The sequence below is a fragment of the Komagataeibacter saccharivorans genome (assembly GCF_004348195.1).
GTDB classification, from domain to species: domain Bacteria; phylum Pseudomonadota; class Alphaproteobacteria; order Acetobacterales; family Acetobacteraceae; genus Komagataeibacter; species Komagataeibacter saccharivorans.
Map to the genome: position 1 here is coordinate 950241 of NZ_CP036404.1, position 21608 is coordinate 971848.

Sequence of the window (21608 nt, forward strand, 5' to 3'; positions counted from 1 at the left end):
CCTAGCCCCGTCCCAGCTTCTGGCCCAGAACCGCCGTAGCCCGCCCCATAAGCCCAAGCCGGGGCACGCTGGCGCCCGCGACCAGCGGCACGCGGATTTCAGCCAGCCCGGTATTGGCGATGACCAGTTCGCCCACCTGCTGCCCCGCCATGACCGGGGCGGGAATGGGACTGCTGTAATCCATGCTGACATGCACCCTGTTCTGCCAGCCGTGCGGCAGGGTCAGCGTCACGTCCCTTGTGGCCACCAGCGGCACGGTCGCCGTCTGCCCCAGCCATACGGGCGCGTTGTCCATGGCCACGCCCTTATGGATCAGCGTCGCGTTTTCAAAATTGACGAAGGACCATTCAAACAGCCGTTCGCCTTCCTGCGCGCGGGCGTTGCTGCTGGGCAGGCCATTGAGCGCCATGACGACACGGTTGCCGCCACGCTCGGCGCTGGCGCACAGGCCGAATCCACCTGCGTCCGTGTGGCCGGTCTTCAGGCCGTCCGCAATGCCCTTGACCACCAGCGCGTTGCGGTTTTCCTGCGTGATCTTGTTGAACTGGAAACTTTTTTCCGAAAAGAAATGATAATATTCCGGAAAGTCGTGGATCAGGTGCATGGCGATCGTCGCCACATCGCGCGCGGACATGTAATGCCCGTCCATCGGCCAGCCCGTCGCGTTCAGGAAGTGACTGTTGGCCATGCCCAACTGGGCCGCCTGCGCGTTCATCAGGCTGACGAACTGGTCCTCCGATCCGGCAATGCCTTCGGCCAGCACGATGCAGGCATCGTTACCGGACTGGATCACCATGCCCTGAATCAGTTCGGCGACCGTGACGGTTCCGTTCAGCGGCACGAACATTTTCGAGCCCTGCATCCGCCATGCCTTCTCGCTGACCGGAAGCGTCTGCTCCAGCGTCAGCCTGCCCGCATGCAGCATGCCGAACACCACATAGGCCGTCATCATCTTGGTCAGCGAGGATGGCGGCATCCGTTCATCAGCCGCCTTTTCCAGTATTACCGCCCCGGTGGTGTAATCGACAATGCACGCCCAGCGCGCGATCGTGTCGATGGGACCGATCAGACTATTCGCCGGGGTGGATGGCACGGCTGAAGCCTGCGTCGCGCCATCGGCTGCGTGTGGGGCCGCATGGCGGCGACGTGCCGGGGCCGCCAGCGCCGTGGTGGATACAAGAAGGCTGGTTGCCCCAGCCAGAAGGAAACGTCGGGTGTGCATTGCATCCTTGGTCCGGTAGGTACCGACCGGGCGCGGACCGCCGGTCGGGGTGACGGTGCCCGTCACGCGATTTCGTTCCCCAGCAGGCCAACGGCCAGCGCATAGAAATCAGATGGATTGTAGCGACGGATCGCGGCGAAATTACGATAGACCATGAAGGCTTCGCCCCCCGGCCCGTCCGGGCGCAGCACGGCGCCCGTCATGTCGGGCTGGGCGAAGGGCGCGCCACCGATCTGGCGCACGCCCATTGCCGTCCATTCCGCCAGTGTACGGATACGGGCATGGCCCAGTATGGCTTGCGGCACGCTGTCGGGCATCGTGACCTGCTGCCCCCAGCTTTCGCCCCCCACCCAGCCGGAACCGGCAAGGTAGCTGGCGATGGAACCGAATATGTCAGGCATCGAATGCCAGATGTCGCGTCGCCCGTCGCCATCAATATCCACGGCGTATTTCAGGTAGGCGCCTGGCATGAACTGTGGCTGGCCCATGGCACCCGCGTAACTGCCGGTCATGTCCCCCGGGGCGACATCCCCCGCATTGAGGATGGCCAGCGCATGGAACAGTTCATCGCGGAAGAACTTCGCCCGCCGCCCTTCATAGGCAAGGGTGCACAGCGCATCGACCACGTCGAACCTGCCGGTCAGCGTACCATAGGCCGATTCCAGCCCCCATATCCCCATAACCGCGCCCGGCGACACGTCGTAACGGGTCAGGACCTGCTGCTCCATCACGGCGCGTTGGGCGGCGAAGGCGGCGCGTCCGTCATCTATCTTGCGCTTTGTCAGCACACGGCTGCGGTACTGCGCCCATGTCAGGTGGAATTCGGGCTGGTTCCGGTCGCGCTGGATCACCTGCATGTTGGGCGTGGTCAGGGCAAGCGCCTGGGTTACGGCATCCGCCGTCAGTCCCTGCCGAATCGCATCACGCCTGATGCCTGCGACAAAACTGGCGTAATCCCCCGGCACCGCCGCCGCTTTCGCGCCCGCATGCGGATGTGCCGCATGGGCGGGCAGCAGCCACGACGCACCCGCCCCGGCGAGGGAGGCGGCGGCAACATGAAGAAGGCGACGACGTACGAGCATACCCGATGCTGTGCCACGCCGTTCCGCCCGTTTCAATCACTGATAAGCAGATCGGATAAGGCGTGATACAATACGCGACATAATTTCCGGTTTGTGGCCATGGACGAAGCATGCCACAAGAACGCCAACAGCAGTTCATGCGTTGGCCTTATGGCCTGTATTTCCCTGCCCGCCTGACGGGCCGACCGAAGGGCTTGTGTTACGTGGTTACGGTTTTTCCCTTCCATCCCCGCCGGATGTACTGAAACAGCCTGTATGCCAACATACCTGATGTCCTGCCTGGCCGCCGCCGGTGCCTCCCCCTTCGTGCAGGCGATGGCGATCATTGTCGGTACCTTTATACTGGAGGATGCGGCGACAATCCTGACCGCCATGCAGGTGCGCACCGGGCATGTCGATATCATGGTGGCGCTGGTCGCGCTGTATATCGGCATCGTGGTGGGGGACATGGGGCTTTATGGCATGGGCCGTCTGGCCGCGCTGTGGCCCCCGGCGCGACGGTGGATCACATTGCCCGATCACGTGCAGGAAGGCCGCTGGTTCGACCGCAACGTGTTCCGCATCGTGTTCATAAGCCGCTTCGTACCCGGCGCACGCTTGCCGCTTTATACGGCATGTGGTTTCTTTCGCGCCCGGTTCGGACTGTTCTGTATCGCCGCGGTCCTCGCAACCCTGATATGGACATCCCTGCTTTTTCTGGTCTCGCTACGCGTGGGACAGTTCCTGATTGACCATCTGGGAACATGGAAATGGGCGGGCATGGCCGGTTTTGTCCTGACCATTTTCCTGATCAGCCGCATGATCGCACGTTTGCAGAGCAATGAGACCCGATGACCGACATGACCACCACCCTTGACCACCGGCCGCCGTCATCAGCAGCCGCCCCCACCGTGTCGGCTTTCGAGTTCTGGCCGGGGTGGATCTTCTACACGCCGGTCGTCCTGTACTGGATCGTGCTGGGACTGTGGTACCGGGATTTCAGCCTGCCCACCGCCGCCAATCCGCGCATCGAAACCGGCGGGCTGTGCGGTGAAAGCAAAAGCTCCATCCTTGACATGGCGGGCGATGTGGCGCGCGAGTGGATCGCCCCCTACGCCGTGCTGACCACTGGCGACAACGACCTGCCCCGCGCGCTCGACGCCATGGAAAAGGCCGGCCTGTCCTTTCCCGTCGTGCTCAAGCCCGATATCGGCTGCAACGGAACGGGCGTGCGGATCATGCGCGACGTGGACAGCCTGCGCACCGGGCTTGCCGCCTTTGGCCGCAATGTGGCGGTCATGCTCCAGCACCTGATCCCCTACGGGCATGAAGTCGGGCTGTTCTATATCCGCCACCCTGACGAGGCGGAGGGCCGCATTACCTCCCTCACCTACAAGGAGGTGCCGCACCTGACCGGCGATGGCCATTCCACGGTGGAGGAACTGATCCACGCCGATGCCCGCACCCGGCTCGTGCCGCATATCTACCTGCCCCGTCTGAAGGACCGCCTGCGCGACGTTCTGCCCCTGGGTCAGTCCCTGCCGCTGGTATTCGCGGGCAATCACTGCAAGGGTTCGATTTTCCACGACCGGGCGGTGGACATCACCCCGGCCCTTGTCGCGCGCGTCAACACCATCATGCGCGACATTCCCGATTTCCACTTCGGCCGTATCGATGCCAAGGCGCAGAGCCTTGCCGCCCTGCGCCGGGGGGAAGATTTCCAGATCATCGAAATCAATGGCGTGGGTTCCGAAGCCACCCATATATGGGATGCGCGCACCACCCTGCGCGATGCCTACGCCACGCAGTTCATGCACTACCGCGAGACCTTCCGCATCGGCGCGCGCAAACGGCGCGATGGCTGGAAAAGCAGCGGCGCGATGACCATGCTGCGGAGCTGGCTGCGCCAGCGCAGGCTGATGGCCAGCTACCCCCTGAACGACTGAAGGCCGATTGCCTGCCCCGGTCAGTCCGTGGGCAGGCCGCCATTGCCGAAAATATAATTGCTGACCTGCTGCTCCAGACTGACCGGTTCGCGCGTATTGGTAATCACGGCGCCAGGGCGGAGCATGGTGGTCGCATGCCCGGCTTCGATCATCAGGGCGTTATCGGCGGTAAGGGTGGGGCTACCGATTGAAATGCTTGTATCTTCAGGCAGGGACAATGTACGGTCCACCGTGAAACCCACATTGGCCATATAAGTCGTCGGGTCTAACATGATGGAGGTAACCCGGCCCACTGGCACACCATCCATGGCGACATCCGCGCCCACGGACAGCCCGTTAGCCGACACGAAACGCGCGGTTACGGGGTAGCGGTCATGGTATCCGCCACTTTGCGATGCACGGGCATAAAAACAGAATCCCCCCGCAACCAGAAGGACAAGCCCGCTGGATATGATCGCGCCACTTCTTTCCCGTGCCATGCTGGCCCCCTGCCCGATGCGGCCCCGTACCATCCTGAAATCCGCCGCAATGCGGGACAAGGTGGGACCGGCGCTACGCCGTACCTTCTTTTTTCATCCTACTGCGTCATGGACGAGCGGACAATGACACTCCTTCAGGCAATTATTATAGCGATCATTCAGGGGGCTACCGAACAGTTCCCCATAAGCAGCCTTGGCCACGCGGCCATCGTGCCCGCCATCCTGAAATGGCCGGTGGACCTGCACGGGGAAATGTTCCTGCCCCTGCTGGTCATGCTGCATCTGGGCACATGCGTCGCACTGCTGGTATTTTTCTGGCGCGACTGGGTGGCGCTGTTTACCGGCACAACCGGGCGCTACGGCGTCACCATCCAGATGGACAGCATCCGTATCCTTGCACTGCTGATCGTGGCCACCATTCCGGCGGTGCTGATTGGCGGCCTGTTCGAACATGCCATCCGCAGCCTGTTCGGCACGGCGCGTTACGCAGCGGTTTTCCTGGCACTCAATGGCGTCATGCTGCTGCTGGTGGACCGGATGCGCGAAAACCTGCTGCCCGAAAGCGATCGCCCCCTTGCTTCACTGGGATTTGGGGAAGCCGTGGTCATCGGGCTGTTCCAGTGTCTGGCATTCTTTCCCGGCCTGTCGCGTTCGGGGGCATGCATCGCAGGCGGGCTGCTGCGCGGCCTGTCGCATGAGAACGCAGCGCGCTTCGCCTTTCTCATGGCGCAGCCGGTCATTCTGGCCGCCACCGTGCTTGAAGCGCTGAAACTGCGGCATGCCCCGCCCCTGCCGGGACAGATGCACGTGGCCGTTATCGCCGCGATCGTCGCCGCTGTCGTCGCACTGGTCTGCACCGGCATCCTGATGCGTTATTTCCGCGAACATGAGGACTGGGCGCTACGCCCCTTCGGCTGGTACTGCATTGGCGCCGGCGCGGCGGCGTTCCTTTACCTGTCCTGATCCATAACCGGCCGGTGGGGGTCAGCCATGCCCCTGCCCGCCATCGGTCGATCCCATACCGCCGCTCATGCCATTACGCGGCCCCATATAGGCGCCCGGCGGCGGGCGTGAGATGGGTGGTGACAGCATGGCCGGATCACCCATCATATCCAGCCCCGATGCGGATGCGACGTGCGAAAGCCGGTCACGCGGCAGGGCTTCGGGGCATTCATCGCGCAGGAAGGCAAGGATCTGTTCGCGGATTTCACAGCGCAGGTCCCAGCTCTGCATGGCGGAGCGCGCGCTTGCGATCACACGGATCGTCATGACATGGGCGTTGCAGTCGGAAACCTGAACGGCGAATTCCTTGCCATCCCACAAGGGGGCAGAATGCACGATTTCACGCAGCCGTGCCCGTATCCGGTCCATCGGCGCGTTAAAATCCACATAGATGAACACAACCCCGATCAATGCTGCCGAATTATGGGTCCAGTTCTGGAATGTATTTTCCAGAAAATAGGAAATCGGCACGATATGCCGCCGCCAGTCCCACACACGCAGCACAACGTAGGTTGAGGTGATTTCCTCCACCCACGCCCAGTCCCCGTTGATGATGATGAGGTCTTCCATACGGATGGGCTGGGTCATGGCGATCTGCATGCCCGCGAACAGGTTGGTCAGCAGCGGGCGCGCGGCCAGACCGACGACCAGCGATGCCGCACCGGCGGAAGCGAACAGGCTGAGGCCATATTGCCGTACCGGCTCGAACGTCATCAGCGCAGCACCGATGGTCAGCAGTCCGATCAGCAGATCCGTCGTGCGGCGCAGGACGCGCACCTGCGTCATGTGCGTGCGTAGCAGGATGTCGTCCTTGTCATCCTTGCCATTGATCCGCCTGAGATAGGCGTCGGACAGGATACGGGTGGCGACAACCGCCGCATAACCCAGCATCAGCACGAACAGCACCACCAGCGTATGGGTGGCGACCTGCATGATTGAATAAGGCAGCCCCGAAACCGGCAGCGCCGTGCCCACGAAAAGAAGCACCAGCATGATGCGCACGGGGCGCTGCATGGCCATGGTGAAGGAGCGTATGAAAGCCCCACGCTTCTGCCCCGGAATACGCAGGATCAGTTTCGTGATGAATCGGCTGAACATTTCAGCAGCTAGACCCGCCACGCAGAGCATGAGGATGGAAGACAGCAGGCCGGGCAACCAGCCGAACATCAGGCGTAGGGCAGTCAGAAATCTAAGGAATTCAGTTCTCACAAAGGATACGCAGCCTTTTCGGGTTGTGTGCGTGCCATGGGGTGAGCGGACACTTTTACCCCCTAACGACTGAGCCTGACAAATCAGGCGACTTTTTGCGCTTTTTCATGCAGGTGCCCAAAACGCGGGTTGACTTCCCCCATAAGCGCGGGTATTTCGCACTCATCCTAACGCGATGGCGGTGTAGCTCAGCGGTAGAGCAGGGGAATCATAATCCCTTGGTCGGCGGTTCAAATCCGTCCACCGCTACCATCACGTTAGGGTTTATCCTCAATGACTTAGACAGCTTTTCTACGGCTTGGCCGGTATCGTTGTTAGTCACTTTTTTTCCCCTGTTTAGAAATGTTAGTCACTCCCCTCTTTTCCTGCCCCTGCTCCAAGGCGCGGTTGGAGAGCTTGGCGATGGCATTCACAGCACGGGTTTTCTGCTCGGCATGACGTACATATACGCTCACGGATGCAGCCGTAGTATGTCCTGTAATCGACATGATTTCCCGTTCCGTGCATCCCATTTCTGCCAACCATGATGCCGCTGTCGCCCTCAGGCCATGCCACACGATTCCTTTCAAACCGGCAGACCGGATTGCCTTACTGACAGCAGATTGAAACTGTCCTAGTTCCCACGGCCTTCCCGGTGTGTGTGTCAGAATGGTATCGGCAGTCCGCAACGTCAGTTCCCTTTCAAGGGCGATTTTCAGTTCGGGGTGGCAAGGTATCCATACCTTTGCGCCGGTCTTCTCCTGCACCACCTCGATCACGTCCCCATCAAAGGCGCTCCAGGTCATGGCAATCTGGTCGATCCCACGCTGTCCCGTACCCAGTGCAAGCAGAAGGGGTAGCCGAAACTGCGGCTTTTCCCGCAGGAAGGTCTGAATTTCATCACGCGTCCATGCCCGATAGCCCGGACCAGTCTTGAGCCGTTTGGGACGAAGGGCCGGGTTATCGGAACGCATGCCGATCTCGATGGCATAGCTCATCAGGATCGAAAGCATCGATACCGTCTTGTTGGCACGACGCGGGCTTGGAATCGGATCGTCGCCTTCTTTCCGGCCTGGCCGGATGGCATAGCGATCCCGGACCAGCCTGACAGCCGCCCTGTCCAGATCAGACACCAGCGCCATGCCGAAATCATCCTCCAGCAGTTGGAGAAACTTTTCGTAGTCCTTCCGCGTGCTGGGCTTGAGCTGCGTCCATTCCGGTGTTCCCCGATAACGAGCAATCAATTCGGCCAGACTGCCGGGAATAATGCCCGGCCGAGGCCTTTCCCTTTGCTCAAAACGGTTATGAATTTCCTGGTAGGATTTCAGAAACTCGGGGCTGCCTATCTCGCCCGCAATTCGCAGGCGAACACCATCTCGACGGTAATAGGCGTATTTTTTGCGACGGGCCTGATAGGTATTAACGTAAGGTAGAACGACGTTGGCCACTGGTCTTTCCTGCCGCTGCTGCAGCAGCGGCCCATGAGTTAGTTGTCTGCTTCTTTTCTGGGTGGGCTGAGACAGCCTGCCCTTTTATCCGGTCCATCCATGCATCCAGTTCCTCAATGAACCAGACGACCCGTCGGCCAGAGATATGATGGGGCTTCGGAGCATTGCCTTCGGCCACTTCTCGCCGCAATGTCGTGACGCTGATGCCGCCAGCATACGCAGCCGCAAGTTCTTCACTCATGGCGCGCGGCCAATATGGCAGGCGTGATGCGTCCTTCATCTCGTATCATCCTTCCGCTTATCAGAAGTCCAAGCCTGCGTACCGCGCGCCCGGATCAGCTTACGTCCGTTCTCGGTGACAAGGCTGCCCCGAAAGACAATGCAGCATGGCCCGTCGTCCTCGCGCGTGACGCCAACATACTCGCCCCGGCCATTGCCATGGATTTCGACGCTGTAGATTTCTTTGCCGAATTCAAGGCCCTGCAGGATGGGATGGTTGGACAGATCGCTCATGCCGTCACCTGCCCGCGCGTTGCACTAGATGGCATGGTATAGCCGAGTTGGCCCTGACTGGCGGATATCGCGAGCCTACCTTCGCTGACCAGAATGTTCAGCATGCGGGTGACATGGCTCTGCCGCTTCAGGCCGGGCATGAAGCGCCGCACCGTCGTGGCGGGAATGACACCGGCACCGGTGTATCGGACCGCATCACGGTGGGCGCCAAGCACCTTGTCCTTCATGGTGAGCTGACGGCTATTCATGACAGCGCCTCCAGCACGATCAGGATCAGGCTGCCCCAGATGACACAGAACAGCAGCACATGCGCACCGACTTCCTGCGCTGTTGGCAGGTTATCGCGGATGCGGTCAAGGTGATGGTCGGGGATATGGATCATGCTTCCTCCATCACGCGGAAAGGTGTTTGGACCGGACCGGGCGCATGGAACGGTACGGGCTGCCAGTCGGGCAGCTTGCCGACCAGCCATTCCCGCAGTTCGCCAACCTTTGCGGGCGGTTTGCCGTGGCCGTCCGCAACAAGCAGGGACAGGGCACGCAACTGATCGCCCGACATTTCCCCCAGTATTTCCGGCGCATCGAGACGGGGCATGCTGTAGTCGGCATCCATCAGGGCGCCAATCCATTCGGCCCGGGCATAATGGTCCTGTGAATACGTGACGGTGTTTTGCCTGTGTTCAGGTGTGACGTGAACCTCGCGCGCCAGGGCCTCGCATGCCAGCCGCACCAGCTGGTCGGCTGGCGGGATGGTGATGTCCCCTGCCCTGTCCACCAGTCGTGCCAGTATGTCGGCCTTGAGGGCGTCCCCCGCCGTGACGCGAATAAGCAGCGCGGTCAGGGCCACATCGATGCCGGGCGTCTGGTTGCGCAGGGCGTCGTGCAGGGCGCGTGTACGGACCTTGGCCAGCACATCGTGGCCACGCCTGGTCAGTTTGATCGCGGCGTCGGTCACGACGATACCTCTACCTGAAAAGGATTGGTCTTCTCGTAATGGAAGGGTCGCCGCACGCCAGCGCTAAACCGTTCGGCCTGTAACAGGGCGCGGCTGAGCATGTTTTCAGGCGTCCGGCTTTTGTCATCAATCAGAATGGACAACGCTCCCAAGGCATAGGGCGCGCCGCACCCGACGGCATCGGGAGTGTCCTGAAGTCTGTGTATCTGGCCTGGCCCATGAGTTTTCAGATACTCAAGCGGCGAAGCGCTCGCCAAACATTATGGCGAACTGGTTGCGGGCTGCAAACCATTCCCGCACATTCCGCCCGTCTTTCTCAAAGTTGCGGATCGCCAGGTAGATCAGCTTTGCTGCGGCATCGTCAGTCGGGAACGAACCGCGCGTCTTGATCGATTTGCGGATGACCCGGTTCAGGCTTTCGATGGCGTTCGTCGTATATATGATCTTGCGGATCGCCGGATCGAAGGCAAAAAACGGGATCACTTCGGCCCATGCCCGGCGCCATGCCGGGGCGATTGACGCGTATTTCCCGGCCCATTTCTCCTCGAACTCATCGAGCTCTGCGGCTGCCAGGTCAGCGGTTGCGGCCCCGTAGATCCGGCGCAGGTCGGCAGCCACGGCCTTGCGGTCCTTCCATGAGCAGAAGTTCAGGCTGTGGCGGACCAGGTGGACTATGCAGGTCTGAACCATCGCCTCGGGAAAGGCGGCGGTGATGGCCTCGGGAAAGCCTTTCAGCCCGTCCACGACCGTGATCAGGATGTCCTGGATGCCCCGGTTTTTCAACTCGTTCATGACCGAAAGCCAGAATTTGGCGCCTTCATTCTCGGCGATCCAGAGCCCCAGAACCTCGCGCACCCCCTCGCGGGTGACACCGAGGGCGACGTAAACCGCCTTGTTTTTAACGGTCCGGCTGTCAGCATCGCGGATCTTTACCCGAAGGGCATCGAAGATCACGATGGGATACATCCGATCCAGCGCCCGGCCCTGCCACTCCCGGACCTCGTCCAGCACGGCATCGGTGACGCGACTGATCAGGTCAGGAGAGACCTTCAGGCCATAAAGATCAAGCAGATGGGTCTGAATGTCCCGGACAGTCAGACCGGCGGCATAGAGACCGATGATCCTGTCATCGATCCCGTCAATTCGGGTCTGGCCCTTCTTTACAAGCTCTGGTTCGAAGCTGCTGTCGCGGTCGCGCGGCACCGTCAAAGGCAAGGCACCGTCCTGGCCTTTGAGCACTTTGGTCGTGGAGCCATTCCGCCGGTTCGACTGGCCCGGCGGGGCAGCCTTGCCTTCCTCATAACCCAGATGCGCGGTCAACTCCGCACCCAGCATACGCTCCATGAGCCGAATTTTCAGCTCCTTCAGCAGACCGGCATCGCCGAGCAGGTCTTCAGGACGCTCCACGTCCGTCAGCAGTGCGTCCAGGATTTCTCTCGAGATGGTCATTCATGCTTCCTTTCGGGACAGCATGGACCAGATCAGTCATACACAGAAGATCGGACACTCTCACGGCATCAAATGCGTAATGGCTTTCACCGACCTGAAAATCGGATTCAATCTGGAAAAGGCGTCCTTCAATTCCGACCAGAAAGCAGCCTCCCCGTTCTTCGTTATTGTCGATGCGGGCATAGCCACCGCTTTTCAGACAGTTCCGAACGGCCGGAATGAATTCTGTAACCATGTAGGTAAACAGATCTACGTCCGGATGATGCTTTGGCACGGACAGGTTGTATTGCAACAGCTGCCCCATACGGAATGAACTGGTGAAGCCCATTACAACCTCACCAACACGGAACACCTTGTTATCCTTGCGCAAGGACAGGTCCCATCCGGCCACGCCGGCGCTATCTCCCATCATGTGTACGGCGCCACCGAAAACGACTGCGGCTATGCAGGTCATGACCGCACTCCTCCTGTGTGGATCTGGCGGAATGTAGCGGCCTCGATCTCGGGGCCTTCGGCCATGAACCGGCCCATGACCAGGCGCTCAAGGTCCTCCAGCCGGGCATCGGCCACACGGGCAGCGAAGCGGGCTGCGTGCAGGCTGCCCTGCGCGCGGTAGCCCGCTACGGCCATGAAGTTGCTGCGGAACTGGTGGTGCATGTTGATGGCGGCGGCCTGCTCCTTGGCGGATAGCAGGCCGACCAGCTCGCCGGGCGGAACGGGTGTAAGGTTCTGGCTCATGCCACACCCCGCGTGGTCTGTACCATATGGCGGGAGACGTGCCGACGGGCGATGCGGTTCAGTTCCGCTTCCTCGGCATCGATCTGGCGGTTGAGTTCTGCCGTAGCGGCGCGCAGGGCGCGGCGTTCGGACATGAGCAGGGCAATGCCGGCGCCCTGACGCGGCAGGGCAGCTGCCACGGCGCTTTCGGCCATCTGGCGGCGGACAATGATGTCCTGCAGGGCATCAGGGGCACTCGGTGGCGGGCCTCTCCTGATGGGAATGATCGTGATCTGTGACATGGAAACTCTCCATTACTGGACGCGCGTCAACAGGCCCGGCGATGCGGGGGAGCGCGAAAAGCTTGAAAATTGGAACGTAGGGTCTCAAATGCGGGAACGGCTGTTGTCAGCCATTCCCGCACTCTCCATCATCGGGTTCGAACAGACTCGATGAGGAAACTGATGGCAAAAGAAGACGCACCGCCTCCTCCACCGCCGCCGCCGCCGCCCCCTCCACCGCCGCCTGTGCGGCATGAAAAGGGGAACGGATTTCCGATAAAGGTCAGCTGACCAGGTGCAGCCAGTACTGCTCCGCAGCGAACAGGACCATCCAGATCAGGCCGATTACCGGAATGCGCAGGAACCAGATCCATGCCTTGCGTACGACGGTATAGGCCCGATGGAGGGTCTGTTCGTTGCGAGCCACTTCGCCAATATAGAGGCCAGCTATACTTTCCAGTGTGGTGCGTTCGGTTGGTTGGGGCCAGTCCCGCATCAGCCATTCGGGGCGTATGCCTGTAACTGACCACTCCTTGGGCTGATAGACGCGGTACAGGTAGTAACCCGACATCAGGGACGGAAAAACCACACCGATTGAGCCGACGACCCAAGGCCATGTAGGATGCGACCCCAGCATACCAGCAACCGCCAGCAGGTCCGCGCAGACCCAGCCGATAAGCGACGTGGCGCGCCCTTCGTGATACGCCATTGTTGCGGCCTGCGATGCCAGCAGTTTTTCCGCCTGGGCCACGGCTTCCCGCGCGCGCCACAGGGCATAATCCTCGCCCCGTGCGCCGTAAGGCGCGGGCTGATCGGTTTGCTCGGACATGTGGCCCTCCCTGTCTGGATGCAATCATAGCAGTGATAGGGAGGCTGCGCATTGATGGACCGAGGCCGCTGATGCGCGAAATCTCGTCGGGGTTGGTGAGCATGAAAAACCTCCATCACGTGGCGTGATGGAGACATAATGCGGTGAAGTCCCCGCATGTCAATAAAATATTGCGGGGATTTTACCGCAACAAGCGCGCAGGCTAATCGTTTGTCGTGTCCGGGAACTGCCCGACAGATATAGCTAAGCCTGCAGCGCCATCGCATGCGCTCGATGAGCTCTCCTCTTGGCATGCGTCGTGATAGGCCTTGCGCTGCATCCTGCAGGATATGTTTATCTGTCCTGCTCCGGTAATATCGCCAAGAATATTGTATTTTATTGCATTCGTGCGAGCGCATTGCGCAAGGGAAGTGGCGAGCGGCAAATGAGCAGTCCGCATGTAGTTAAATGCCTTAAACATTTCTTGTTTTGTATTTTCTGCTTCGGGCAGTTTGTTTGACGCCATCATCGCTTCTGCAGGCGACGTCGGTAGTCTGTCATCGCTCGCATCCGACGGCGGCGGACTGTCACTTAAAGAACTTTCGGGGACGGAAGACGCAGGCGTAAACGGAGCGGGAAGAATCCAAGAATGTTCCTTTGCATAAAATGAAAGGCATTCGATTGATACTGTGCTTCCCTCAAGAGAAATATTGTATTGAATGTTTCCTGCATGCACTTCAGCTACCTTGGCTGCTGTCAAAAGGTGAATAAAAAGTCCTATTTTTTCAACGGGAAGATCCTCGGCAAAGTCGTATCCTGTTAAATTCCCGCCATGGGTCTGGGTAAAACTGACGGATCCTTGACCAGGAAAATCAACATCCAGTTCTGGAGCGGAGATTGGTGTCTTCAAATGAACACCAATGGTAAACCTCTTTCCATCAGAATATAAATATAAAGTAGCATACGACGGTGTGGACCTAACTATTACATCAGTATTTGGACCTGTTAGGACCTGCCAGTTCCCCCCGTCACTCGCCGTGCGCCATGCGGACACCTCTTGGGCGGAAGCAGGAACTGCAAGCAGCATCATTCCTGCAGCTATCCATTCTTTTTGCAACACCGCATTACTTTCATGTGATAGAAAATTTCCCTATAGGGAGATGTGCGCCAATAACCAGCGCGAGGGTCTGAGTATCAGCACCATCAGATCTATCGCCGAAATCACGATAATGGCGCTCACCATCCTGCATATGGCAAAGGCGTATGGGCTGTTGCCAATTTGGATCCGTACTTTTGGGCCATAGTAAAATGGTGCCGTCGTCCGCACACTGATAGAGTTTAAGGGTAGCTTCCATGTCTGGGCCGTCTCTGCGAATTGCCACTACGCATTCGCCTGTTTCGGGAGCGCGTCCGATATCAGAGAAATTTACAACTTCGACAACGGTCCCGTTCGGGAACAACTTATTCATTGATTCGCCGCGAACTTCCAGTCCGTATCGCGGGAGATGGGTATACGGGCCCTTAGCGGGAACCATAATCTGATAACGGTCTGTGTCGGGTATTTCTAAAGCACTCCGCCACGCACCTCCCTGCACGTACCCGCGTACCTCAATGGGCTCTACAGGCGCGGGCATCAGATGCTCGCTCACATCATTAGGCGCGTCATTGCGGGATAGGGCCGCAACCAGTTGGGGCAAGGGAATGTTTAAAGCCTGCGCCAGGGCGGCCAGCTTTTCTGCCTTAGGGTCGTGATGCCTGCGGCGCATGTCACGAATAAAGTCCACCCCTACTTTCGGATTGATCTCTCGGGCAAGTAAACACGCCTTACGGTCGGAAAGACCAAGGGCAGTTAACCGTTCATCAATCACAGAAAGTAGATCTGATATGCTCATGCGGGGAATATCCCGCCAATGAACCCATTTGTCATTCGGTGTTATCCCCGCATTTTCCATTGACTATGCGGTATAATCCCCGCATATGTTTGAGTTATGACGCTCACTCTGAGACTGCTCGCCTTGTCGGAAGCCTATTGCGAAGCGAAAGGCATCGCATTGGCCACCCTGTCTGGTTATGCGCTGCGTGATTCCAGAACGCTGCCGCGCCTGCGGAACGGCGGCAGTATCACGCTGCGTAATTGTGAGCGCGTAATTGAATGGATTTCGAAAAATTGGCCAACGGACAAGGCGAAGCCGGATGGTTTGCTTCTTTTGAAATCTCCCGATGAAATATGTGAGCGAGGTGCGGCATGAAGATCGATGCGCTCGGAATCCGGGTCACCGAACTGGAAGTTTCCAACAGTGACCCGGACCTCGTATTTCTGATCAGTGCCCGGCAGATGGCGTTTCTGCTGCGGGCGCTGCAAAGCGCGCAGTCAGGTAAGACCGCGCCCAATCCAGCCACTCCTCTGTCGTGGTGGCTGGAAGGGTTTGAAGCTGGGCCTCGATTAGAACGGTCGATGAGCCTGCAAAACGGGTTTTGGGTTCGTGACCTGGCTGATGCGGTTCCACGATTTCCTCGTCTATCGCCGCAACGGTCAGAGCAACCTGATAGGCATGTGTCTGCGAATCCGGACCAAAGTCCTGTTCGATCGAAAGAGATGCAATCGCCAAATGATGTTTCATTGAGTTCCTCTGCTTCGTCATGTGTCGAAGCTGACAAGGTAGGGGATGCGGGGGATGGCGTCATGTCATCTCCCGACACAATAGCCACGTCTGGCATGCATAATCCCGAAACAACGCATGAGCGAGGTGCGGCGTGAGCGTCATGCGTGTGATTGAGGTGCATCGCGTCTGGTGTGCCGAGGTAGCCGATGGCTGCAGTGTCCTGAAGTTGTGCTGTCAGACCGAAGGTGCGCGGCTGCGCGCGTTCTGGTCTGACATTGCGCTGGATCGGCCGCGCCGGATGCGGTTTGAGTTCGTGGAGCTGATAGACGGTTTCTCGATCTATCAGGCGACGGAAATCCGACCGGATGTCTGCGAGATTGCAGAAAGCCATGAGCCGCTTGTGAGGCTACGGATGGCTAATATCATGGCGGCCTGGGCAGATGCGTTGGCTGGCGTTCATCGTGAATGGAAAGATGCTTTTGGCCGGCGTATCCGGGATCGGGGTTTCCGGGGGGCTCGCTCGTGAGCCGCGCGGTCGTGCCATATTCGGTTGCTCCCGTGTGTGCGTGCTGCGGTGGTCGTGGCTGGCTGCATACAACCTGGACGGGTGGTGATCTGCTGTCGCGCCGCACCGTGCCGTCACTGGCCATTTGCATGCTGTGCGACGGATCGGGTTATGTCAGGTATTCATCGGTGAATACCTGATGGCCGCGCGGGTTGACTGGGATGCGGCGCGGGCCGAACTGGTGCCGCTGCTGGCCGAAGGCCTGCAGCATGCCGAAATTGCGGGCCGGATTGGCCTGCCCCTGTCGACAGTGAAATACCGTATCCATTTCCTCGGTCTGTCGCGTCCGCGTCAATGCAGGCAGGACGGCCAGAAATTGAACCATGCCCAGTTGAACCGCACGGCGGCTGCGCATGGTGCTGCGTACGAGCGCAAGCCCGGTGCGGCGCGTAAGGAACATATCGACCGCCGGTGCTGCAACTGCCGCGGGGCGTTCGTGGCGACCAGCCGTTTTCTGTTCCGTTGCGAAACATGCCGCCGGATGTCGGACTGATGTCTGTGTCGTGTCATTTCCATTCAGGATTGGCAGGCCGCCAGCTTTCCATGCGTGTCCAGCGCGCTGGCGGTCTGCCCTTCCCTGCCCTTCGCAATATCCGGGGGAAAGTCCCCCCTGACATCCATGAAGGTGTCAGGGAGGGCGTCCGAGGTGTCGGGTATTTTGCCGTTTTTGTCCGAGCGCGCGGGTATTTTGGCCGATTTGTCCGAGCGCTCGGACGTTTTGCCCATTTCACCCGCGCGCGCGGGTGCATCCAGTCCGGATCGGGAGGCCAGACATAAGATGTGCGCCGATGCGATGCGCGATGAATTCCAGAATCTGGTCAGCGCCGAGGTCAGCGCGCGGCGCGACCGTCTGGGGCTGGCCGGTGCGTTTGCCGAGGTGGCGCGTGCGCTGGGCTTTACCGTGCGCCGCGTCCGCGCGTGCTGGCACCATGAGGTGCGCGCCGTAACGCTGGCTGAATGGCACGCTGTTCGCGTCCTTGGCGCGGCCCGTCTGGCGCAGGAAGAAAGCCGCCTGCGACATGAAGATGCGCTGATCCGCCAGCGGCTGGAAAATATCCGGCAGCGGCAGGCCGCACTGCGGGACCTGCTGTGACCCATGCCTTTTATGTCTGGATCAGTGTGTCCGTTTTTGGCGTTCCCCTTTGCCTGGTGCTGGTGCAGCGCCGTGGGCGCGGGTGGATCGTCCTCAAGTTTTTCCGGTTGATGCTTGGCGCGCTCGACGCGTGGGCATTGCGGGAATCCGTCATTCTGGAACGCAGGACCGAACGGCTTGAGCGCATTGCGCGCCTCAAGGTCCGCCTGCGCCGGAACCTGTTTCACTGATGGGCCGGCGTGCCGCATGCACGCGCCCCGCGCAGGGAGAATACAATGCCAGCTATTGCCATAGACTGGGACAGGCTTGACCCCATGTTGCGCCAGCTTTCGGGTATGGGCGTATCGGTTTCCGCCATGGCGCGGAAGATGGGCATTTCGGCCCGTGCCGTGCGGTCGCGCATGCAGTTGCTGGGGCTGAACAATCAGGTCAGTGTCGCCATCACGTCTTCCGGTCGCACCTATCTCGGGCGCGGCCACGTCACACTGCCGCGCTTTGGCGGGAGGCGTCCGTCATGAGCGGGGCAATGCTGACGGCAACCGAAATGTATGCCGTGCTGAACGCCCGCGTGCGTGAGGCTGGCGGCGTGGCAAAACTGGCCACGAAAACCGGCCTGAACCTACGTACGCTGGCCAATGCGGTGAACGGGCACAAGGGGCTGGGTACATCCGTGCCGCTGGCGCTGGGTTATCGCCCGGTCACGGTTACAATGTACCAGCCGTTTTTCATGCCCCCTGTCCAGACGGATGATCAGTCATGAACGGCCCCGCTCCCCTGTTTGGCACGGCCCTGCGCAACAGGCCCACGAATGTCGAGGCGGAAAAGGCCCTGCTGGGCGCGATCCTGACCGATAATGCCGCGTTCGGGCGCGTCGAGGAAATCCTTGAGCCCGAACACTTCTACATTCCGCTGCACGGCGCGATCTATGGTGCCATGCGCACGCTGATCTGGGCGGGCAACGTGGCCGACCCGGTCACGCTGCGGCCAAAGTTTGAAAACGATCCGCTGCTGCCGTCTGACATGCATGCAGGCATGGTTTTTGCCACATTGTTGCAGTGCATGGTCGGTATTACCAATGCAGCGGATTATGCCTGGGCGATCCGTAGCGCATGGTTCCGGCGTAATCTGTTTGACGTGTGTTCCGAGACTGCGGACCTGTGCTGCATGCCGGGCGAACGGCCCGACAGCGCCATCATGGAACTGCTGGAAAGCCGCATCACCCGCATCGCGTCCGGTAGCGTCGAGATCCAGCCAACGGTGCAGATCGGCGATGCCATCGGGCTGGCCATCGAAAACGCCCGCGCTGCTGCCGAGCGCGGCGATGGACTGGCGGGCATCACGTGGGGTTACAAGGCGCTCGATCGCATGACCGGCGGCCTGCATGCCGGTGATCTGACCCTGCTGGGCGCGCGTCCGGCCATGGGCAAGACCGCGCTTGGACTTGGCATTGCCGTGCGATCGGCGGCGGCGGGTAATTCCGTGCTGTTCTGGTCAGGTGAAATGCGTGCTGCACAACTGGGCGCGCGTGCCGGCGCGGCATGGGCCGGTCTGTCCACGCTATCGGTCTTTACCGGTCGGCGTTACGACATTCCGCCGCATGTCGATACCTCCCAGCGCGAACCGCTGGCCGATTATCAGTGGCGGGAACTGGAGGAAGGCGAGCACGCCGCCGCCAGCCTGCCGCTGTGCATCGATCATCGCTCCGGCATCACGGTGGCGGAACTGCGCACACAGGCCCGCGCCATGAAGCGGTCGAAACAGGGGCTGGACCTGATCGTGGTCGATTATGTTGGCCTGCTCAGCGCCTCGACTGATTCCCGGTCGTTCAACCTGACGCACAAGATGACAGAAATCAGCAAGGATCTAAAAAACCTTGCAGGTGAACTGGAAATCCCCGTGCTGGCGCTGGCGCAGCTGTCACGCGAGAGCGCCAAGCGCGAGGACAAGCGGCCGGAACTGACCGATCTGCGCGATAGTGGATCTCTGGAGCAGGATGCGGCCACCGTGCTGTTCCTGCACCGCGACCATTATTACCTGAACAAGCAGTTGGGCGACGGCAACATTCCCCGCAATGACCGCGAAACGGATGAAGCCTACAGCGCCCGCTGCGCCAGCCTGATCCAGCGCACGCGTGACAGCAAGGGAAAGGCGACCGCCTACATCGCCAAGAACCGGCATGGCGCGACCGGCGGCTGCGCGCTCCAGTTCCAGGACATGACCACGTGGTTCCGCGATGTGGATGAAAGTGAAAACGGTCCGGCATGGACCAATACGGCGCCGGAGTTCTGAACATGCGTAAACGTTTCCGCGTATCGATCCCTGAACTGCTGCGCTCTGCCCTGCTTGGCGCGCTCTGCGCCATGGCGGGTTGCTATCTGGCTGGACCGCACGGGGACGCCATCGTGTCGCTCCTGATCATGTTCGGTCTGATGGCTGGTTGGGCGCTTCTGTCTGTCCTGATCCTTATCGACCGCTGGGAAGGATAACCCATCCATGAAATCGCCGCGTCAACGCCCCGGAAAGCACGCCCGCGTGCTGATGACAGACCGCCGCTGGCGTCTGCTTGGCCTGTCGGCCCGTGCCATGTGGCTGGAACTGACTGACGCGGCCGATGTCATGCCGGAAATGCGTGCGCCCGTGCGCACGGCACCCGACCTGGAACAGTTTACCCGGCTTGTGGCGGCTGATGCCGCCGAAGTCGGCACCGCAATCGAGCAACTGGTGCGGCTCGACATTCTGGAGCCTTTCCGGAATGGCTACCGTCTGAAAGCGTACTGACATGGCCCGCGTAACAACCGAACAGAAAATGCTCCAGATGGCGACGCACAACATCCGCCTGCGCGCGCTGGGCCATGCTGCCATCGGGATCTGGGTGCAGCTCATTTCCTACATCATCGAATACGGAACCGACGGCGTGCTGGTGCCCGGGAACGGCGGGGCGCCCACACTGGAGGAAATCGCCACCGTCGGGTTGCGCATGGATGTAACCGAACTGGTAACCCATCTGGAAACCTACACCGAAACCCAACTGATAACCCACGACCGCACGGTCGGTACTATCGGGCTGCCGGGTGCGCTCATGCCGTCACGCAAGGCGCTGGCGGCGCGCGAAAACGGGAAAAAGGGCGGCAGACCGCCAAAACATCACAATCCGAAACCACAGGACGATCCGCGCCAGCGCACCGCCATCATGGGCATTGCAGGAGGAAAAGACATGGCCACCGAAACCCAACACGAAACCCACGACCCTAAGCTTAGCTTAGAGGTTAATAATAACCTTAAAGCTAAGCCTGCGGCACAGGACGTGGATGCGGTGTTCAAGGTTTTGGGGCGCAAGGCATGGGAACGCGCTGGTTTCGATCCGGCCCGTGACCGTGGCAACTGGGGACAGGTTCGCCAGTGGGTGGCCGATGCGCTGGCCGAGGGCCTGAGTGCAGCTGAGACTGAACGGCTGGTGATGCATGTAGTCGGCACGCTGGCTGACCGGGAGGCAGAAAAGAAAACTCCAATTGCGCACATGGGCTATTTCAACAAGGCGATTGCCAGGGCCATTGCCGAACGCGACATCCCTGCCCTGGTCTGCACCACGGAAGCCGAGTTCGCGGCGGATGCTGCCTATCAGGAAGCCCATCGCCAGTGGGTTCTGGATGCTGCAAACGGCAGCGATGCGCCCCAGCCGCGTCGGGAAGACTTCATTACCCGCGCACGGGTGGCGGCATGAAGCGCCCCCTCACCATTCCCGAAGGTCTGGCCATCGCGGACGTGGTCGGAGAACGCCTGTTTGAGGCCGGTTGCACGCTGGCGGCATTGCCTGCCCATGGCCTGAAACCCGGCGGCGTACGTGTGGCATGGCCGGAAATGCTGGAGGAAGCGGATCTCGACTGGATCAATGCCTGTCCGGATGATGACATGCGACCACCTCGCCCCAGTTCGTCCGCGATTACGCGCATGGATGAGGCGCTGTCGTGGATCGGGCTGATCGGTGCTGACCGAATGAACTGGCGTAAGGTGGTCTGCCTGCGTCTGATCGTGCATCCGATCTCGCACCGATACCGCTGGACATGGCGGAAAATAGCGGATCGTCTGCATACCAATCACCATACAGCCAAGTCGTGGCACCAGATGGCAATAGCCGACATCGCAAGAAAAATCGCACAACCTACATTTTTCACTTCCCAAACTTCCCATTTTGCCGCATAGGGGTTGTTATGTTAAGGCGGCGTGCACCCTTCGGGGTTCACGCCGTTTTTCGTTATGGGCACTCTCCATGCAATTGCGG

33 protein-coding genes and 1 tRNA gene are annotated in these 21608 nt (G+C 60.2%); 16 read left to right on the plus strand and 18 right to left on the minus strand.

Annotated features, from left to right (window positions below; translation table 11 throughout):
- Position 1: 1 nt before the first annotated feature.
- Both KSAC_RS04135 and KSAC_RS04140 read right to left on the minus strand, forming a co-directional pair.
- Positions 2-1288, minus strand: a complete 1287-nt coding sequence (locus KSAC_RS04135) for a D-alanyl-D-alanine carboxypeptidase family protein (protein ID WP_408884744.1) — start codon at positions 1286-1288, stop codon at positions 2-4.
- Positions 1285-2304, minus strand: a complete 1020-nt coding sequence (locus KSAC_RS04140) for a lytic murein transglycosylase (protein ID WP_132304335.1) — start codon at positions 2302-2304, stop codon at positions 1285-1287. Before KSAC_RS04140 ends, KSAC_RS04135 begins: the two co-directional genes overlap by 4 nt.
- 255 nt (positions 2305-2559) lie before the next feature.
- Here KSAC_RS04140 and KSAC_RS04145 point away from each other — a divergent pair, with 255 nt between their 5' ends.
- Positions 2560-3138 carry a DedA family protein gene (locus KSAC_RS04145; protein WP_110547973.1) on the plus strand — a complete coding sequence of 193 codons (579 nt, stop codon included), beginning with the start codon at positions 2560-2562 and terminating at the stop codon, positions 3136-3138.
- The gene (locus KSAC_RS04150) at positions 3135-4229 is read left to right on the plus strand and encodes a D-alanine--D-alanine ligase (RefSeq protein ID WP_132304337.1); all 1095 of its coding nucleotides are present in this window, start codon (positions 3135-3137) and stop codon (positions 4227-4229) included. Before KSAC_RS04145 ends, KSAC_RS04150 begins: the two co-directional genes overlap by 4 nt.
- Positions 4230-4249: 20 nt before the next feature.
- Here the strand turns inward: KSAC_RS04150 and KSAC_RS04155 are convergent, their stop codons facing one another.
- Complete coding sequence (locus KSAC_RS04155) at positions 4250-4741, minus strand: MlaD family protein (protein ID WP_243705302.1); 492 nt, start codon at positions 4739-4741, stop codon at positions 4250-4252.
- A 90-nt stretch (positions 4742-4831) separates the two neighbouring features.
- On the opposite strand from KSAC_RS04155, the gene KSAC_RS04160 reads away from it, so the two are divergent.
- The gene (locus tag KSAC_RS04160; RefSeq protein WP_102323454.1) at positions 4832-5671 is read left to right on the plus strand and encodes an undecaprenyl-diphosphate phosphatase; all 840 of its coding nucleotides are present in this window, start codon (positions 4832-4834) and stop codon (positions 5669-5671) included.
- Positions 5672-5692: 21 nt separating this feature from the next.
- Here the strand turns inward: KSAC_RS04160 and KSAC_RS04165 are convergent, their stop codons facing one another.
- Entirely contained in the window at positions 5693-6919 is a 1227-nt protein-coding gene (locus tag KSAC_RS04165; protein WP_102323453.1) for a mechanosensitive ion channel family protein, read from the minus strand.
- 177 nt (positions 6920-7096) lie between these two features.
- Here KSAC_RS04165 and KSAC_RS04170 point away from each other — a divergent pair.
- A tRNA-Met gene (locus KSAC_RS04170) sits at positions 7097-7171 on the plus strand.
- 62 nt (positions 7172-7233) lie between these two features.
- On the opposite strand, the gene KSAC_RS04175 is transcribed toward KSAC_RS04170, so the two are convergent.
- From KSAC_RS04175 to KSAC_RS04240, 13 genes are all read right to left on the minus strand, one after another.
- On the minus strand, positions 7234-8346 hold the full coding sequence (locus KSAC_RS04175) for a site-specific integrase (protein ID WP_132304339.1): 1113 nt from the start codon (positions 8344-8346) through the stop codon (positions 7234-7236).
- Positions 8318-8626 (minus strand): helix-turn-helix transcriptional regulator, encoded by a 309-nt coding sequence (locus KSAC_RS04180; protein WP_081500376.1) that lies wholly within the window; start codon positions 8624-8626, stop codon positions 8318-8320. Before KSAC_RS04180 ends, KSAC_RS04175 begins: the two co-directional genes overlap by 29 nt.
- The gene (locus KSAC_RS04185) at positions 8623-8859 is read right to left on the minus strand and encodes a hypothetical protein (protein WP_132304341.1); all 237 of its coding nucleotides are present in this window, start codon (positions 8857-8859) and stop codon (positions 8623-8625) included. The genes KSAC_RS04180 and KSAC_RS04185 overlap by 4 nt, the downstream gene beginning before the upstream one ends.
- Positions 8856-9107, minus strand: coding sequence for a hypothetical protein (locus tag KSAC_RS04190; RefSeq protein WP_132304343.1), 252 nt, complete (start codon positions 9105-9107; stop codon positions 8856-8858). The genes KSAC_RS04185 and KSAC_RS04190 overlap by 4 nt, the downstream gene beginning before the upstream one ends.
- On the minus strand, positions 9104-9241 hold the full coding sequence (locus KSAC_RS17225) for a hypothetical protein (protein ID WP_165927283.1): 138 nt from the start codon (positions 9239-9241) through the stop codon (positions 9104-9106). Before KSAC_RS17225 ends, KSAC_RS04190 begins: the two co-directional genes overlap by 4 nt.
- Positions 9238-9813, minus strand: coding sequence for a chromosome partitioning protein (locus tag KSAC_RS04195; protein WP_132304345.1), 576 nt, complete (start codon positions 9811-9813; stop codon positions 9238-9240). Before KSAC_RS04195 ends, KSAC_RS17225 begins: the two co-directional genes overlap by 4 nt.
- Before the next feature lie 234 nt (positions 9814-10047).
- Entirely contained in the window at positions 10048-11262 is a 1215-nt protein-coding gene (locus tag KSAC_RS04205) for an IS256 family transposase (RefSeq protein ID WP_132304347.1), read from the minus strand.
- Entirely contained in the window at positions 11207-11716 is a 510-nt protein-coding gene (locus KSAC_RS04210; RefSeq protein WP_207918766.1) for a hypothetical protein, read from the minus strand. Before KSAC_RS04210 ends, KSAC_RS04205 begins: the two co-directional genes overlap by 56 nt.
- On the minus strand, positions 11713-12000 hold the full coding sequence (locus KSAC_RS04215; RefSeq protein WP_132304349.1) for a hypothetical protein: 288 nt from the start codon (positions 11998-12000) through the stop codon (positions 11713-11715). Before KSAC_RS04215 ends, KSAC_RS04210 begins: the two co-directional genes overlap by 4 nt.
- Positions 11997-12281 carry a hypothetical protein gene (locus KSAC_RS04220; RefSeq protein WP_132304351.1) on the minus strand — a complete coding sequence of 95 codons (285 nt, stop codon included), beginning with the start codon at positions 12279-12281 and terminating at the stop codon, positions 11997-11999. The genes KSAC_RS04215 and KSAC_RS04220 overlap by 4 nt, the downstream gene beginning before the upstream one ends.
- A gap of 262 nt (positions 12282-12543) precedes the next feature.
- Positions 12544-13089, minus strand: a complete 546-nt coding sequence (locus KSAC_RS04230) for a hypothetical protein (protein WP_132304355.1) — start codon at positions 13087-13089, stop codon at positions 12544-12546.
- Positions 13090-13291: 202 nt separating this feature from the next.
- Positions 13292-14158, minus strand: a complete 867-nt coding sequence (locus tag KSAC_RS04235; protein WP_132304357.1) for a hypothetical protein — start codon at positions 14156-14158, stop codon at positions 13292-13294.
- A gap of 40 nt (positions 14159-14198) precedes the next feature.
- Positions 14199-14960, minus strand: coding sequence for a LexA family protein (locus KSAC_RS04240; RefSeq protein WP_132304359.1), 762 nt, complete (start codon positions 14958-14960; stop codon positions 14199-14201).
- A gap of 96 nt (positions 14961-15056) precedes the next feature.
- Between KSAC_RS04240 and KSAC_RS04245 the strand changes: the two genes are divergently transcribed.
- Positions 15057-15317, plus strand: coding sequence for a hypothetical protein (locus tag KSAC_RS04245; RefSeq protein ID WP_132304361.1), 261 nt, complete (start codon positions 15057-15059; stop codon positions 15315-15317).
- 72 nt (positions 15318-15389) lie between these two features.
- Here the strand turns inward: KSAC_RS04245 and KSAC_RS04250 are convergent, their stop codons facing one another.
- Positions 15390-15689 (minus strand): hypothetical protein, encoded by a 300-nt coding sequence (locus KSAC_RS04250; protein WP_132304363.1) that lies wholly within the window; start codon positions 15687-15689, stop codon positions 15390-15392.
- Positions 15690-15831: 142 nt separating this feature from the next.
- Between KSAC_RS04250 and KSAC_RS04255 the strand changes: the two genes are divergently transcribed.
- From KSAC_RS04255 to KSAC_RS04305, 11 genes are all read left to right on the plus strand, one after another.
- Positions 15832-16197 (plus strand): hypothetical protein, encoded by a 366-nt coding sequence (locus KSAC_RS04255; RefSeq protein WP_165927284.1) that lies wholly within the window; start codon positions 15832-15834, stop codon positions 16195-16197.
- A 178-nt stretch (positions 16198-16375) separates the two neighbouring features.
- Positions 16376-16729, plus strand: a complete 354-nt coding sequence (locus tag KSAC_RS04260; protein WP_132304367.1) for a hypothetical protein — start codon at positions 16376-16378, stop codon at positions 16727-16729.
- Between the two features lie 285 nt (positions 16730-17014).
- Positions 17015-17329, plus strand: a complete 315-nt coding sequence (locus KSAC_RS04265) for a hypothetical protein (RefSeq protein ID WP_132304369.1) — start codon at positions 17015-17017, stop codon at positions 17327-17329.
- The gene (locus KSAC_RS04270; RefSeq protein WP_132304371.1) at positions 17326-17559 is read left to right on the plus strand and encodes a hypothetical protein; all 234 of its coding nucleotides are present in this window, start codon (positions 17326-17328) and stop codon (positions 17557-17559) included. Before KSAC_RS04265 ends, KSAC_RS04270 begins: the two co-directional genes overlap by 4 nt.
- A 45-nt stretch (positions 17560-17604) precedes the next feature.
- Positions 17605-17847 (plus strand): hypothetical protein, encoded by a 243-nt coding sequence (locus tag KSAC_RS04275; protein ID WP_243705303.1) that lies wholly within the window; start codon positions 17605-17607, stop codon positions 17845-17847.
- Positions 17844-18089 (plus strand): hypothetical protein, encoded by a 246-nt coding sequence (locus KSAC_RS04280; RefSeq protein WP_132304375.1) that lies wholly within the window; start codon positions 17844-17846, stop codon positions 18087-18089. The genes KSAC_RS04275 and KSAC_RS04280 overlap by 4 nt, the downstream gene beginning before the upstream one ends.
- Positions 18086-19618, plus strand: coding sequence for a replicative DNA helicase (locus KSAC_RS04285; protein WP_132304377.1), 1533 nt, complete (start codon positions 18086-18088; stop codon positions 19616-19618). The genes KSAC_RS04280 and KSAC_RS04285 overlap by 4 nt, the downstream gene beginning before the upstream one ends.
- A 2-nt stretch (positions 19619-19620) precedes the next feature.
- The gene (locus KSAC_RS04290; protein ID WP_243705304.1) at positions 19621-19815 is read left to right on the plus strand and encodes a hypothetical protein; all 195 of its coding nucleotides are present in this window, start codon (positions 19621-19623) and stop codon (positions 19813-19815) included.
- A 7-nt stretch (positions 19816-19822) separates the two neighbouring features.
- The gene (locus tag KSAC_RS04295; RefSeq protein ID WP_132304381.1) at positions 19823-20107 is read left to right on the plus strand and encodes a hypothetical protein; all 285 of its coding nucleotides are present in this window, start codon (positions 19823-19825) and stop codon (positions 20105-20107) included.
- 1 nt (position 20108) lies between these two features.
- On the plus strand, positions 20109-21050 hold the full coding sequence (locus tag KSAC_RS04300; protein ID WP_132304383.1) for a hypothetical protein: 942 nt from the start codon (positions 20109-20111) through the stop codon (positions 21048-21050).
- Positions 21047-21529 carry a DUF6362 family protein gene (locus KSAC_RS04305; protein WP_132304385.1) on the plus strand — a complete coding sequence of 161 codons (483 nt, stop codon included), beginning with the start codon at positions 21047-21049 and terminating at the stop codon, positions 21527-21529. Before KSAC_RS04300 ends, KSAC_RS04305 begins: the two co-directional genes overlap by 4 nt.
- Positions 21530-21608: the final 79 nt, after the last annotated feature.